Source organism: Lacticaseibacillus suibinensis, assembly GCF_003946175.1.
GTDB classification, from domain to species: Bacteria; Bacillota; Bacilli; order Lactobacillales; family Lactobacillaceae; genus Lacticaseibacillus; species Lacticaseibacillus suibinensis.
In genome coordinates this window covers 60,498-74,580 of record NZ_RHOK01000009.1, presented here as the reverse complement: position 1 = coordinate 74,580, position 14,083 = coordinate 60,498, and the positions used below count along the sequence as shown (strand labels likewise).

Genomic DNA, 14,083 nt, shown 5'->3' with positions numbered 1-14,083 from the left:
TCTATATGTATATACATGAGGGGGTTTGGTTGATGACAAAAGTGAATATTTTACTCGCCTGTGCCGGCGGGATGTCGAGTAGTTTGCTGATGACCAAGATGCAGCAAGCGGCCAAGGCGCAAGGCATTGAGGCCCAGATTGATGCGATTGGCGTGAACGGCGTCGAAGCCCAAATGGACAAGTACCAGCCGGATGTGATTTTAATCGGCCCACAGGTCAGTTATGTGGCGACCAAGCTGCAAAAGGACTTGCCAGTGCCAGTGTCCGTCATCAACATGCGCGACTATGGCACGATGAATGGGGAAAAAGTCCTCGCCACCGCTATGGCGGAAATCCAGAAAGCGCAGGCTTAAGCCATGACGGTGACGGACATGTACCCAGATTATCGCGGTTCGGGCCACCGCCCCGCGGATTTTGACGCTTTTTGGCAGCAGGCCCTGGCTGAAATGCGGGCCATCAAGCCGGAGGTCGAACAAAAGCCGGTGGGCATTCACAGCTCGGTCGCCCAAGCCTATGATTATTGGTTCACTGGCGTCGGCCAGGCGCGCATTCATGCCCAGCTGATCATGCCCAAGGACTATGATCCCAAGCAGGCGCACAAAGGCCTCCTGATGTTTCACGGCTATCACTGCGATGCCGGTGATTTCACCCAGAAATTCAACTGGGCGGCCGAAGGTTTTGTCGTGCTGGCGATTGATGTGCGCGGCCAAGGCGGCCCCAGTGTCGATACCACTCAGACCAGCGGTGGCACACTTAAGGGCCTGATTATTCGCGGCGTGGAAGATGGGCCGCAGCACTTGTATTACCGCAGTGTGTTCTTGGATTGCGCTGAAGCCGCTGACCTGTTGGCGGCGATGCCAGGCGTTGATCCTGACCGGATTTACGCGATGGGCGGTTCGCAAGGGGGCGGGCTGACCTTGGCCACCCTTGGGCTGGTGCCCACGATTCACCGCGCCTACGTGAACTACCCGTACCTGTGCGATTATCGCAAAGCCTATGCGCTCGGTGCCGAAAATAACGGCTATGACCAGCTCGCGTACTGGTTCCGGTATCGTGATCCGCTGCATGAGCGGGAAGCGGCGTTCTTCGATACGCTTGAGTACATCGACGTGGCGCATTTCACCCCGCAAATCAAAACGCCGCTGATCTGGGGGCTGGGGTTGCAGGACAAGGTGGTGCCACCGGTGACCCAGTTTGGCGCGTATCACCAGTTGACCGGTGAGAAACAGCTTTACATTCTGCCGGAATATGGGCATGAGTTCCTGCCCAAAGTCGGCGACCGCGCCTATGATTTCTTTATGGATTAGCGCAAGCAAAGAGCGTCTGGTTCAAACCCTGAATTTGAGGGTTGAACCAGACGCTTTTCTAGTTGCGCTCCGCGGGGCAACGCCCGAGCAAATAGCTACGCTTAAGGCCTCACCGGCAGAGAACGCCGGCAATGCCTTAAGTTAGGCTATTTGTCGGGCTAAAATCGCCCTGCTTCGCAGCCTGTCATTTTATTGATTACCGCGCAGGAGCCGGATCAGTTCGTTGCCGTAAGCCAGCGCAAACCAGCTCAGCAAGAATAGCAGTGGTAAGGCGTGCGCCAGGTACCACAGGCCGCGCACCCACCAGTTTTGGTTGTTGAAAGGTAGCCGCCACAGGACCTTGCTGGCGACTTGCGCCGTGGCAATCGGGCCAAACCAGCGGGAATCGGCCGAGCGCGGCCGGTTATCGCCCAAGACGAAATACTGGTGGGCTTTCACCAACGTTGTGCGCTGAAAGCTGGCGTCAGCGAACAAGGCGCCGCCAGCCGGTTGACCGTCGTAATTATAGTGCTGGTTAGCCATCGGGTATTTGACGTAAGGCTCCTTCAGTGCCTGGCCGTTGCGGTACACCGTGGTGCGGTTGATTCCGATTAAATCTCCAGGCATCCCGATGACGCGTTTGACCAACAGCCGCTGGGCGGGGATTTGCTTGACCAACCCGTCATTGCGGAAGGTGATCAAATCACCGCGGTGCACCGGTTGCTTGATGGTCCTGGCGAGCTTGGTGTTCATCACCACGATCCACTGTCCCGGTTTTAACGTGGGGGCCATGGAATGACCGCGCACATACTCGAGGGGCATGAACAGGCTCATTAAGCTACTGATGATCATCAAAGCAAATAGTGTGCCAGTTAGCCAACGCTTTTTCATGGTTCCACCCCCTCGTCAACAATTTTCAGCGTACCATGTTGAAGGCAAGAACGGGCGGTTCAGGCCGCGTTTAAGGCTTTCTTAACGGGCAGCGGCATCAGCGGTTAAAATTCCGCTTTTTTCTTGCGATTCAGCAGCTGTTGCACGGCTTCCTTCGGGTCGAGGCCATGGTTAATGACTTGGTCAACGGTTTCGACAATCGGCATGCTGACGTTGGCTTTGGCGGCCAGCTCCAAGGCACCAGGGATGGCGTTGATGCCTTCGACCACCATGCCGATTTGCTTTTTGGCGGCGGCGGGACTCATGCCTTGGCCAATCAAGAGGCCGCAGTTGTGATTGCGGCTGTGCGTGCTGGTGCCGGTGACAATCAAATCGCCAATACCAGCCAGGCCGTCGAAGGTGGCAGCATGCGCGCCGAGCTTGGTCCCCAGCCGCTTGATTTCGGTCATGCCGCGGGTGATCAGCGCCGCCTTGGCGTTATCGCCATAGCCTAAGCCATCCGAAATGCCGGCGGCCAAGGCGATGATATTTTTCAAGGCGCCGCAAAGTTCCACGCCATAGCGGTCCGGGTTGGTGTAAACCCGCATGAAGCTACTGGTGAAAATGTCTTGCGCCTGCTTGGCCGCTTCCTCATCATCGGCTGCCGCGACAATGGTGGTAGGCAAATCCAGCGCCACTTCTTCGGCGTGGGTCGGGCCGGACAGCGCCACGAGCCGCATTTTTGGGGCGTGCATCTGGCTGAGCTCATCGGCAATCACCTGGGTCATGGTCAGCATCGTGTCGGGTTCGAGGCCTTTGGCGACATCGACAATCAGTTGACCGGCAGGGATGAAGGGCGCGGCTTGCTTAACGGTTGACCGTACATAAACCGAGGGTACCGCCAACAACAGCAAAGCCTGATCCGTGCAGGCTGCCGGCAAATCGCTGGTGAAGGTGATGCTGGCCGGAATTGTCATGCCGGGCAGGTTCTTTTGTTGCCGCGTTTGATCCAGTTGCTTCACCTCATCAGGCAGGGCGGACCACACCGTCACGGTATGGCCCGTGTTGGCTAACATGCGGGATAATGCGATGCCCCAAGTACCGGCACCAAGAACGCCTACTTTACTCAATAATCTCACTCCAGTTTTAAATTGTTGTCCCCTAAGTGTACCGCATTTTCACTTAGAAACCGGCAAAAGCCGCCTGAACCTGGTGAAAATAGCCTTGACAGGTCGCGGCCATGGTTATAATATGAAGCTAGCTTCACATGAAGCGAGCTTCACTTTTGGGGGTTAGGATGAAAACCAAGGTTAAAGCATACCGCAAAGCAGCTGGCCTAACGCAGGCCGAGCTGGCGGCTCAGGTCCATGTCTCGGCGCGGACCATTATTTCAATCGAAAAAGAGCAGTACAATCCCAGCCTGATGCTGGCCTATCGCTTAGCCGAAGTCTTTGGCGTTAGTGTGGAAACATTGTGCTGCTTAGCGGAAAACAAGCAACTGGAGGATGATGAAATTGAAAATCTATAATCAAAAGGGCCTGCTGGCAGGCCTCGGGTTAGTGGTATTAGGCAGCCTCAATCTGTATTTTCAGCTCACCGGCCCGGCTCTGCACGGCTGGGACTTGGCCCAGAGTTGGTTGATTATCCTGGGCTGCTGGTTGGCTGGAGCCGTGGCCATTCGCCGCGCGACTTCGAAGCAGGCAACGCACGAAGACCGCCTCGATGAACGCGATGAGCGGCAGCAGCTCATCAGGCTCAAGGCCAATGACCGGACGCTGAAACTGTTGTTGGGGGTCGTCATCACCGGCGTGGTGGTGGTGCTCGCCGTGCGCGGCGGCCAGCTCAACACCACCCTGAAGGCCATGCTCAGCGGGATTGGGTTGATGATTGGGTTGACGTTTTGGCTGTGGGTTGGCAGTACGCTGTATTATGAGCATAAGTTATAAGTGAGGCGTGCCCCAAAGCAAGTTTGGTTGGCTCATAGGTGAAGAAATGAGGTCAGAATCATATGGCAGAGATGATTAAGACATCGTTGCGTTTGACAAAAGCCTCAATATGAACTGCTGCGGCGGTTAGCGGCTTCTGAAGGGATCTCCGCGGCTGCCTACATGCAGCGGGCAGTACTTGAACGCATGGAAGATGAAGCGGATTATAAAGAAGCCCAAATCAACCGTGCCGAAAGTAAGGGCGCGACGATCAGCCGGGCTGAGATTATGAAACAACTGGGTATGAAACCATGACAGACGGCTATCACTGGAGTTTTGATCGGACCGCTGGGAAACAATTTGCCAAGCTCGATTAACAAGAGCAACGCCTTATCGTTCATTAGCTAGATAGTCATATTGAGGGCTATGATAATCCCCATACTTGGGGTAAAGCCCTTGAAGGTGAATTAGGAATCTTATGGCGCTACTGAGTTGGTAGCTATCGAATTATTGCTGATATTAGTGATGGTCGCTTTGAAGTGCTGGTCGTTAAGACGGCTAAGCGCAATGATATTTACAAAAAAATAGTTTAAGCGATGACAAAAAGACTGAGACTCTCAGTGAGATTAAGCGCAAAAAAGGCGGCAGGCTCTAGCAAATAGCTAGCGACCTGCCGCCTTTTTGAATGGGTGCAAATTGATGGCAAGAGGTTTAGTGACGCCTCGCGACATCGGTGTGTATCACATTCGGCTCAATCACCACGGACCGCTCGAAGACGCGACCGATGTCCAGATAATTGGTGGAGATGGTCTTCATTGCCGCCACGGGTTCATCCACCGGGAAATTCATCAGTTGCTTTTCTTCCTTACTCATCAGGATGCTTTGGTAATCACGCCGCGCATACTTGATCCGCAGTTTCTTGGTGACTTCGACATAATGGAAAATCGAACCTTCGATATCGGCCTTGGTCAGCGTCGGAAACAGAAAGAAGGGAAGATAAGAATCTTCCAATTGCAGTGGCACACCGCTTTTATACCGCAGGCGACGGAAGTAGATGACCCGGTTATTCAAGGGGATGTCGAACAGCTGTGATAGCTCGTGATCGGCATGCACCTTCTCGAATTTCAGCACTTTGTTGGTGATGGTTTGGCTATACGGGGTTTCGCTTAAGCCCCGCAGCGCAATCGAGCTGACAATTTGCTCGTCTTGGGTGTAATAGCCCGAACCTTGCCGAGAGTAGATGAGGCCCTCGATTTCCAGTTCCTTGAGCACGTTGCGCACGGTATTGCGGCTGGCCGCATAGTAACTGATGAGCGCCTGCTCGGTTGGTAGCTTGCTGTCGCCTTTATACACGCCGTCCATTATCTTCTCTTTGAGATCATCTAAGATGTCGCTCGTTTTTGTTGACACGGTTTAGCGCCCCCATTCGCCATATTCGCTAGTGTGATTGTATCACTAAATAATAGTACCAACAAATAAATCTAAATTAGTGCCAACAAATCATTGACAGCGTTCTCAAATCAGCCTATTATTCAAGGCGAAAAGGAGGTTTCAACTATGAGCGCAATTGATTTCATCTCAGATAAGCTGTATCCAGTTGCCCAGAAATTGGCGACGCAACGCCATTTATTAGCAATTCGTGATGCGTTTATCTCGACCATGGCGCTAACCATGGCCGCATCATTTGGTATTTTGCTCAATGCTCTTATTTTTAGTAATGCTGCTGTGAATAAAGTGATCGACCTCTCCAGCTTTGCCAGTTTGGTGACCTACATCAACGATGCCACCTTCGGCATTTTGTCGATTGTGGTGTGCTACAACGTAGGCTCCAACCTGTGCAAATGGTACATTGATAACTCTGATATGAACGGTAGTACAATTACCCCAGCGCATGCCGGGATGATGGCGGTGGCCAGCCTGTTTGCTTTGATGCCACTGACTTCAACCGTGACGTTGGCGAACGGTAAAACGGCTTCTGGGATTGCTTCGATTATCCCGCAAACCTACACCTCTTCCGATGGCCTGTTCGTCGCGATGTTCGCGGCGCTGATCTCCACGGAAATTCTGGTGCGGTTGGCGCGCAGCCGTCACATGCGGATTAGCATGCCTGATGGGGTACCGCCGGCAATTGCCACCACGTTTAACTCCATGATTCCAGAAATTCTGGTTATCATGATTTTCGCGATTTTTGCCTTTGCGTTGGATCAGATTTTCCACATGAGCTTCACCGAAATCATCGGCGTGGCCATTCAGACCCCACTGAAAGGCTTTGTGCTTTCCGCTGGTGGGTTGTTCTTCCTGCAGTTCATTTCTGATTTTCTGTGGGCCTTTGGGCTGCACGGTGCCAGCATATTGTCACCAATCAAGAGTGCTCCTTTGCTGCAGGCAATTCAGGAGAATGTGACTGCGTTCCAAAACCACGCTCACATTCCGAATATCATCACCCAGCCCTTTATCGACTCCAATACCTTGTCGACGGACTTTGTGGCGATTGTCATTGCCATCTTCCTGTTCTCGAAGCGGCAGGATCAGCGCCAAGTCGGCAAACTGGCTTCCATCCCTGCGTTCTTCAACATTTCCGAACCTTTAATGTTTGGTTTGCCAATTGTCTTGAACCCAGCTTACATGATTCCCATTATCTTAGTGCCGCAAGTTAACCTGGGGATTGCTTACTTTGCCACCAGCGTCGGCTTGATTGGTAAAACGGTCGCCATGGCGCCTTGGATTACCCCACCAATTTTGCAAAACTACTTAGTCACCGGTGGTAATATCCCGGCGGCCATCTTAGGCGGTTTGTTGATTGTGATTGATGTCGTGATTTGGATGCCATTTGTCATGATCAGTAATCGCACCGGTCATACTGAGCCGGATGCTCAGCCGGAGAAGTGAGGTTGCAGTGAGCAAAGCTAAAGAAAAATTCCGCGATCGCGCCTTGCCGATTCGCATCCGCGTCAACGATTTGCTGAGTCGGATGACGATTGAGGAAAAAGTCGCCCAGTTGCGTCAGGATCTTTACGGCTGGAAATGCTACCAGCGCGATGGTGATAGCGTGGCGTTAACGCCTTATCTCACTGATTACTTAGCCAAGACGCCAGGTATCGGCTGTCTGTACGGCGTGTTTCGGGCCGATCCGTGGTCGCAGGTGACTAACGAAACCGGCATTCCCAGCGCCTTAAGCCGCGACACCGCGTATCGCATTCAAAAACAGATTATGGCGGCTAATCGCTTCGGTATTCCAGCTTTGTTTGTGGAAGAGGCGCCGCATGGCCATCAGGCGCTGGGCAGTGTGTCTTATCCAATTAACATCGGGAAGGGCAATAGCTATGACCCTGCTTTGATGGAACAAATGGCGACGCAGATTCGCCGCGAAATGGCAGCTAAAGGCGTGCACATTGCCCTGGTTTCCACGATGGACCTGGCGCGTGATCCGCGTTGGGGCCGTACCGAAGAATGCCTTAGTGAAGATGGTGTGATTGCGGCGAAATACACCGAAGCCATCGTCAAAGGGTTTCAAGGCGATTTGATTCACGCCGGTGAAGATTTCCTAGATCAACCAGTGGCTAAGCATACCACGGCGCAAATGGGCGTCGTGTTGAAGCATGTGATTGGTCAAGGCGACACCTTAGGCGGCCATAACTCCGGCTCTAGCATCATTGGCCGGCGTGAACTGCTCGACATCTATGGTCCGTTGCTCCACGCCGCGCGCAATGCGGTGGGCGTGATGGCTGCGTATAACGATATTGATGGGGTGCCGTGTCATGGCAATCCTTGGCTGTTGACCGATGTGTTGCGCAAGCAAAATGGTTTCCAAGGGCTGATTATGGCCGATGGTAACGCCTTAGACCGCCTGGCTACCAATTACACCCAGCCCGGCTTGGCAGCCCGGCAGGCCTTAACTGCTGGCGTTGAGGAAAGCCTGTGGGATGAGCTATATCCTCATTTGGTCGAGTATGTGAAGGCTGGCCTCGTGCCAGATTCTTTGGTTGATCAAGCGGCCTTCAAGATTTTGGCGATTAAATTCTTGCTTGGCGTCTTTGATGATCCGTTCAAAACCCCGGCGGCGTACGATGAAACCCACGCCCAAAGCGTGAATCTCGAATTGGCCGAGGAAAGCATCACCATGGTCAAAAACACCGGCATTTTGCCGCTTAAAACTGCCGCTAAAATCGCAGTGATCGGCCCCAGTGCTGATAACCGGTATGATCTGCTTGGCGACTACACTGCACCGCAAACAGCTGGTCAGCATCGAACGATTTATCAGGCTATCAAGGCGCAGTTTACCAATAGTGACGTGCGCTACGCTAAAGGCTGCGCTATCCGTGATCACAATCAGCAGCCGCAACTCCTGAATGAAGCGGTGGCGTTGGCACAGGCCAGTGATGTCGTGATTTTGACCTTGGGCGGTTCTAGCACCCGTAACTTCGGCATGCGGTTTGGTAAAAACGGCGCCGTCAGCTCCAAAGGCATCAACATGGATAGTGGTGAAAACGTCGACCTGGCCTCCTTGGCGCTAGGCGGCGAGCAACCGGCCTTACTTGAGGCACTGGCCAAAACTGGTAAGCCAATCATCACCATCATGGTAGAAGGCCGGCCGCACGAGCTAGAACAAGTGCTGGCAAAGAGTGCAGCGGTCCTGTTAGCTTGGTACCCTGGCCAGCGCGGCGGGGATGCCTTGGCGGCGCTGATTAGCGGGCAGGTGGCCCCATCCGGGCATTTGAATATCAGCTATCCGCGATCAGCTGGGCAGCTACCGGTGTATCACAATCAGCGGCGCAATCCGGCCCCTGATTACTATGACGAAGCTAAGGCGCCACTATTGGCCTTGGGCACCGGGCTCAGCTATGGCGAAGCACCGGTGGTTGAACAAGTTGTGCTTGATCAAACCGCTGTTACCGAGGATGCACTACAAGGCGGGGCCAAGCTTGAAGCGACAGCACTGGTGCACAACCCGAATGCCACTGCCGCCACCGCCGTGCTGCTGGTGGCGACCAACGGCCTGACGAATAACGTGGTGCCTCGCGCCAGTCACTTGGTGGACTTCAAACGGGTCACCTTGGCCGCCCATGAACAGCGACAAGTGACATTTTCGCTTGAGGCAACCGCTTTTCAGCAGACTGATTTTGATTATCAACCGCGGCTGTTTGTCGGGCCCGTGACTGTGACGGTTAACGGTCAACAAGCTGAATTCACGATTCAATAAACAATAGATATCCAAATAGCGCTCACCATCAATGATGGCGGGCGCTATTTTGTACGGCTATGAGCCCTTACTGCAGTGGAATAGCGGCGCCGTGCTGGAGGCCTTTTTTCACGGTTTGGTAGTCGTGATAGCTGGTAAATGCTGATACTAGCTGCCTCAGGTTCATCACGCTGTCGCGGATTGCCACGTTCTTCGGTTTAACGGTATTGCCGCTGACGGTAATGCCATACTGCTGCGCCAGTGAAGTGATGGCGGTTTTGGCTTCATACATGTTGTACAGCCGACTTTCTTCGCCATTCAACCAGCCATAAAACATGTAGGTCTGGGTCTTTTCACCGTTGATCGTGTAGGTTTGCGAGAAGACGATCAGGTTGCCATTCGCGCCAGTGACGGTGTGGTAGGCGTAAGAAACGTTTTTGTCCTGGGTATACTTGGCGATGGTGGCGGTGTCTAAGCCATTAAGGGTCCAATATTCCATGAACAACAAGGCGGCGTGGTCGGCCTCGGTCAGGCCCGTTAAGGCACTGGCGGGGGCAAGCGCGGCTTTTTTCATCTCATCAATCGGATATTCGGTTGTGGTGCTTTGCCCTGCAACGCTACTGGAGCTGCTGGTGGGTTCGCTACTGGTTGCGCTACTACCATCAGTGCTGCTATTTTCGGCCGGAATGATGGTGCGTTTAATGGTGGTACTTTCCTTGACCTTGGCGAGATTGCCAGCCGGCGTGGGAATCCAGTCGGCCACGCCGCTGACCAGCAGAAATACGCTCAACGCGGCGAGCAGGCCGAGCAGGATCTGTTTGAGCTGATACTGGCGTTTCAGCAAGGCAGGCGGCGTCCAGTACAAGTCCTGCGGCCCGCCTTGGCTGTTATCATCGGCGGTTTTCAACGCGTGGTACTGCCAGTGTGCTAGGTAGAACCCTAGGCCGATGGCAACCAGCGCCAGCAGCATTGCCGGCACCAGAAAGAAGTTTTGCACGCCGGCGATGAACCAGGCCATCAATTGGGTCAGCGCATCGAGGCCGGTCATGGGCAGCGCTGCTTGGTAGTGGATGCTCAAGGCGATGAACAAGCCAATGGCGGCCAGCACGCTTAAAACAATGGCGACGCCGCGCCACGCCCGCACGCCGCGCGCTTGGCGCTGCAGGCCGCGGACATAGGTTTTGCGGGCGCTGCGGATTTGGCTTGGAAACATCATCTTGTGCGTTTCCAGCTGGGCATTCACAATCTGGCGCTTGAGGCGCCATTGCAAGATAAGCACCGCTGCTAAGGCAATGAGCAAAATGCCAGTAACGAGATAAAAAGCCAAGTGGTTCACCTCCTGAGGAATATTGCCTCATGATACGCTTGTGTTGGTAAAATGCGATTATGCGGTGACGACCTGCTGCTGAAGCACGGTGCAGTCGGTGAGATAAGTCAGGCAAGCCGTTTTGACCATGCTTTGCACCTTGGCCGCATCATAGGGGCCGAATGCGTATACCACCACTAAAGCATGCGTGGTGGCAGGCGTAATCATCGCCCGCGTGGAATCCGCGGTGGGGCTGCCGAAGAAGCCAATTTGATCCGCTAAAACCAGGCTGTTGGTCAGGTCGATGGCCGCTTTGCCGATGCCAGGGTAGGTTGCTCCAGCGGGCGCTACCGTGTAGCTTAACGGCGGATGCAGCTGGTCGAGATCGTAGCTCCCCAGCGGTAAATGCAGGCGCAACGACAGGTCATTATTGAGGTCAACTAGGTTATTGACCTGATACAGGCCTTTGCCTTTAATGACGCGGCGCCACAAGCTGTCGCTGGCTGGGCGGTAGCGGCTCGGGTCTTTACCGACATGTTTGTAGCCAGCTTTGGTGGCTTGAATGGCCGGGTTGGCATTTAACGTGGCTAACGTATCTGTGGCGGCGATGTGGTCAATGAGTGGGTTGAGGCGTTCAGCCCAAAGCTGGTCGCTGTGCGCAGCATTTTTGAATGTGATTTCTGTGACGACGAGACCGCCGTCGATCAAGGGATTGAGGGAAAACTCCAAGATGTAACCTCCGCGAAGACAAATTTGTGGTTTCTATTATACCGCAAGCAGTGCCATGTGGTTGTTTCACGTGGAACCTAAGTGGCGGGGCAAAAAATCAAAAGCCACGCCTTCGCAGATGAAGGCGCGGCTTTTCGGCTGGCAGTGGTATGGAGTTGGCGGCACGGCTTGTGCATTTTGAACAAGCCGACCGATAAGTGCGCTGCTGCACTTGATTACAGTCAATAGTTAGACGCAATCGGGGTTGTTCAGAATATTAAACACCCGTTTGAATTCATCGAATTGGTTTTCAATCAAGCGCTCGTCATAATCAGGCCCTTCATCCGCCACCACCATGAGAAAACTATAAATAAACGCCGCAAAATGATGAGCGATTGGCCCCGGGTAGCGTAAGGACACCTGGCGGGCTTTGAGTTCAGCTTGCAGCTGGGCGGCCAATTGCTCAAGGGTGCTGGCTTTAAAACTCACTTCAGGGGTATTAATTTTTCGCAGCAGCGCTAGTTCGGTAATCAGGCCGCGATCGACTTCAGGTTGATGTTGAATCGCCTTGGGCAGACCTTGGCTGGCCAGCCGATGAATTAAAAGCGGATTGAGGCGCGCCAGCCAGTCATCAATGGCGGCTTGGGCGAGGTCGTATTTATCCTGGTAATGCCGGTAGAACGTGGTGGGACCGATTTCGGCAAGAGCTACTAAATCGAGTACAGAAATTGTCTCAAATGATTTTTTATTAAGTAGGGAGAACAGCGCCTGTATGATGGCGCGCCGCGTTTTGCGTACGCGCAAGTCCGGTTTATCACGGTTTGTACTAGTCAGCGTAAACGCCTCCTTTTTATCCCAACCATTGCGGGTAAAATACATAAAAAACTGATAATCAATTAAAATAAATATTTATGGGTTAATTTTACATCAAATGACCCATATGTAACAACCACCGATTAATGACCCTCAATTTTGGGTTAATTGATTATAGAATGATAACAAGTTAAGCATGTGACGTTTTATTCAAACCCACCGGACTCTTGGGGGAGTGAGCAACTGACGGTGATGAACATCACATGCATTCGTGTAGGTTACTTGTGAGCATTAGCCTGATCTCCGAATCTCACTTTGGAGGACTAATGATGAACAAGAGCAAACAAGGTAAATTAATTCGCATGATTGGGGTCTGCGGACTGGCGCTGGGCGCCTTGACCGCTTCTGGCACCGTTGCTAGCATCGTTCAACTGGGGGATGCCCAATCACGGGTGGCAGTCGTCAACGCTGACACAGTTTCGGATGATACCACCGAACGTGTGCTGAATTTGCACAAGTACAAGGCCGAAAACAACACTATGGGCACCGGAGCCACTGCTACCGGGACTGACGCTGACGCTGCTAGTGTTGCTGATCTTAAGCCAATGGCCGGTGTGCAGTTCGAAATCTACAAACTTGGCAATTCTACCGATGCTAAGGCTTTTGCAGAGAAGACAGATGCGGAAAAGGACGACTACACAGGCGGGACTTTAGTTGACACTTTGACGACGGATGCTGATGGGAACGCTAAGTTTATTGCAGGCGCAAATACCGACGCTGATGGCTACTATCTGGTCAAAGAATTAGATAACCCGGCCGTTAAGACCAAAGCCACACCATTCATCGTTCACTTGCCAATGACCGTTAATCAAGGCACTGGCAGTGCAACACTGAAGTACACCGTTGACGTTTATCCAAAGAACGAAGTCGATGAAACGAGCCTGTCAACGAATCCTAACAAGACGTTTGCCGGTGGTGAAAAGAGCACTTCAGTGAAGGCTGGCGACAAGGTCATCTGGGATCTGACGGCTAACCGGCCAGCCGATGCCAAATCCGCTGATGGTAAGTACGCTAAGCAGTTCGTGTTCTCTGATCCAATCGACACCAAGTCGTTGACGCTGAATGAAGAAACAATCACGATGGCCATTGAAACCACAGACAAAGATGGTAACGCAAGCTCGATTGCGCTGGAAAAAGATACCGACTTCACCATCGACACTAGCGTCACCAAAGGCAATTACACAGTGCTGCAGCTCGCATTGACAGATGCGGGGTTAATTAAATTAGGTGAAGCCGCTGACGGGTCTCAAATTGTTGCCAAAATTGAAACCATCGTTAACAAGACCAACGATGCGCAGATTTTAAACACATTTGATACCTACTACACTGGGACCACCACTGATGAACCAGGGCATGAAACCACGGTGCCAGATCCAAAGGACCCAGTTGACCCAACCGACCCGAAGGACCCTACCATTCCAACCGATCCAGATCCAGACGACCCTAACCAACCAACGGTCTACATGGGTAACGTGGATGTGACCAAGGTGACCGAAGCAAACAACCCGTTGAAGAATGCCACCTTTAAACTCGCCGAAGTTAACGATGATGGCAGCCGCGGTGATTGGGTAACTGACATTAACGGTGACGATCTCGTTGCGACCACCGGCGAAGACGGGAAGGCGGAATTCACCGGTCTTCTGGTTGATCCTACGAGCCACGAAAAAGAATACTTCCTGATTGAAACTGATGCGCCAGTTGGTTATGACGTTGATGGCAAGCTGCACAAGGTGACGGCTACGCAAGATACCGAATCTGATGTCACCGTGACTGACCCAGATAACGCCATTCCAAACCTGCCGCTGACCGGTGCGCAAGGCCGCATCCTGATTTTGGCCGTTGCTTCAGTTACGCTGCTGGGTAGTGGCTCCTACATGATCCTGCGCAAGCGGCGTGAAGCGAACGACTAATGGTTCACCATCAGCGGAAAGGTGGT

At 53.0% G+C, this 14,083-nt stretch carries 14 protein-coding genes; 8 read left to right on the top strand and 6 right to left on the bottom strand.

The annotated features are described in order from the left end of the window. The first annotated feature begins 32 nt into the window (after positions 1 to 32). Positions 33 to 353, top strand: a complete 321-nt coding sequence (locus tag EKM90_RS06055; protein ID WP_125580704.1) for a PTS sugar transporter subunit IIB — start codon at positions 33 to 35, stop codon at positions 351 to 353. Positions 354 to 356: 3 nt separating this feature from the next. Further along, a complete protein-coding gene (locus tag EKM90_RS06050; protein ID WP_125580702.1) occupies positions 357 to 1,307 on the top strand; it encodes an acetylxylan esterase in 951 nt (316 codons plus the stop codon). 189 nt (positions 1,308 to 1,496) lie between these two features. Here the strand turns inward: EKM90_RS06050 and lepB are convergent, their stop codons facing one another. Together lepB and EKM90_RS06040 are read right to left on the bottom strand one after the other, a co-directional pair. Further along, positions 1,497 to 2,177 (bottom strand): signal peptidase I, encoded by a 681-nt coding sequence (lepB, locus tag EKM90_RS06045; RefSeq protein ID WP_125580700.1) that lies wholly within the window; start codon positions 2,175 to 2,177, stop codon positions 1,497 to 1,499. Between the two features lie 104 nt (positions 2,178 to 2,281). Further along, positions 2,282 to 3,286: an NAD(P)H-dependent glycerol-3-phosphate dehydrogenase gene (locus tag EKM90_RS06040; protein ID WP_125580698.1), complete on the bottom strand. Its 1,005-nt coding sequence runs from the start codon at positions 3,284 to 3,286 to the stop codon at positions 2,282 to 2,284. Positions 3,287 to 3,453: 167 nt separating this feature from the next. Between EKM90_RS06040 and EKM90_RS06035 the strand changes: the two genes are divergently transcribed. From EKM90_RS06035 to EKM90_RS13030, 3 genes are all read left to right on the top strand, one after another. Beyond that, positions 3,454 to 3,684 (top strand): helix-turn-helix transcriptional regulator, encoded by a 231-nt coding sequence (locus tag EKM90_RS06035; RefSeq protein WP_125580696.1) that lies wholly within the window; start codon positions 3,454 to 3,456, stop codon positions 3,682 to 3,684. Next, on the top strand, positions 3,671 to 4,102 hold the full coding sequence (locus EKM90_RS06030) for a hypothetical protein (protein WP_125580694.1): 432 nt from the start codon (positions 3,671 to 3,673) through the stop codon (positions 4,100 to 4,102). The genes EKM90_RS06035 and EKM90_RS06030 overlap by 14 nt, the downstream gene beginning before the upstream one ends. A 114-nt stretch (positions 4,103 to 4,216) precedes the next feature. Beyond that, entirely contained in the window at positions 4,217 to 4,396 is a 180-nt protein-coding gene (locus EKM90_RS13030; protein WP_225422748.1) for a DUF6290 family protein, read from the top strand. Between the two features lie 396 nt (positions 4,397 to 4,792). On the opposite strand, the gene EKM90_RS06020 is transcribed toward EKM90_RS13030, so the two are convergent. Then, positions 4,793 to 5,491, bottom strand: coding sequence for a GntR family transcriptional regulator (locus tag EKM90_RS06020; protein WP_125580692.1), 699 nt, complete (start codon positions 5,489 to 5,491; stop codon positions 4,793 to 4,795). A gap of 147 nt (positions 5,492 to 5,638) precedes the next feature. Between EKM90_RS06020 and EKM90_RS06015 the strand changes: the two genes are divergently transcribed. After that, the gene (locus EKM90_RS06015; RefSeq protein WP_125580690.1) at positions 5,639 to 6,970 is read left to right on the top strand and encodes a PTS sugar transporter subunit IIC; all 1,332 of its coding nucleotides are present in this window, start codon (positions 5,639 to 5,641) and stop codon (positions 6,968 to 6,970) included. Between the two features lie 7 nt (positions 6,971 to 6,977). Then, the gene (locus EKM90_RS06010; RefSeq protein ID WP_164507880.1) at positions 6,978 to 9,281 is read left to right on the top strand and encodes a glycoside hydrolase family 3 N-terminal domain-containing protein; all 2,304 of its coding nucleotides are present in this window, start codon (positions 6,978 to 6,980) and stop codon (positions 9,279 to 9,281) included. Between the two features lie 67 nt (positions 9,282 to 9,348). Here EKM90_RS06010 and EKM90_RS06005 read toward each other — a convergent pair whose 3' ends face one another. The 3 genes from EKM90_RS06005 to EKM90_RS05995 form a co-directional block, all read right to left on the bottom strand. Next, positions 9,349 to 10,587, bottom strand: a complete 1,239-nt coding sequence (locus EKM90_RS06005; protein WP_125580686.1) for a hypothetical protein — start codon at positions 10,585 to 10,587, stop codon at positions 9,349 to 9,351. A gap of 57 nt (positions 10,588 to 10,644) precedes the next feature. Next, a complete protein-coding gene (locus EKM90_RS06000; RefSeq protein ID WP_125580684.1) occupies positions 10,645 to 11,295 on the bottom strand; it encodes a B3/B4 domain-containing protein in 651 nt (216 codons plus the stop codon). Between the two features lie 228 nt (positions 11,296 to 11,523). Then, on the bottom strand, positions 11,524 to 12,153 hold the full coding sequence (locus EKM90_RS05995) for a TetR/AcrR family transcriptional regulator (protein ID WP_125580682.1): 630 nt from the start codon (positions 12,151 to 12,153) through the stop codon (positions 11,524 to 11,526). Between the two features lie 263 nt (positions 12,154 to 12,416). Between EKM90_RS05995 and EKM90_RS05990 the strand changes: the two genes are divergently transcribed. Beyond that, entirely contained in the window at positions 12,417 to 14,057 is a 1,641-nt protein-coding gene (locus EKM90_RS05990; protein WP_125580680.1) for a SpaH/EbpB family LPXTG-anchored major pilin, read from the top strand. Positions 14,058 to 14,083 lie beyond the last annotated feature (26 nt).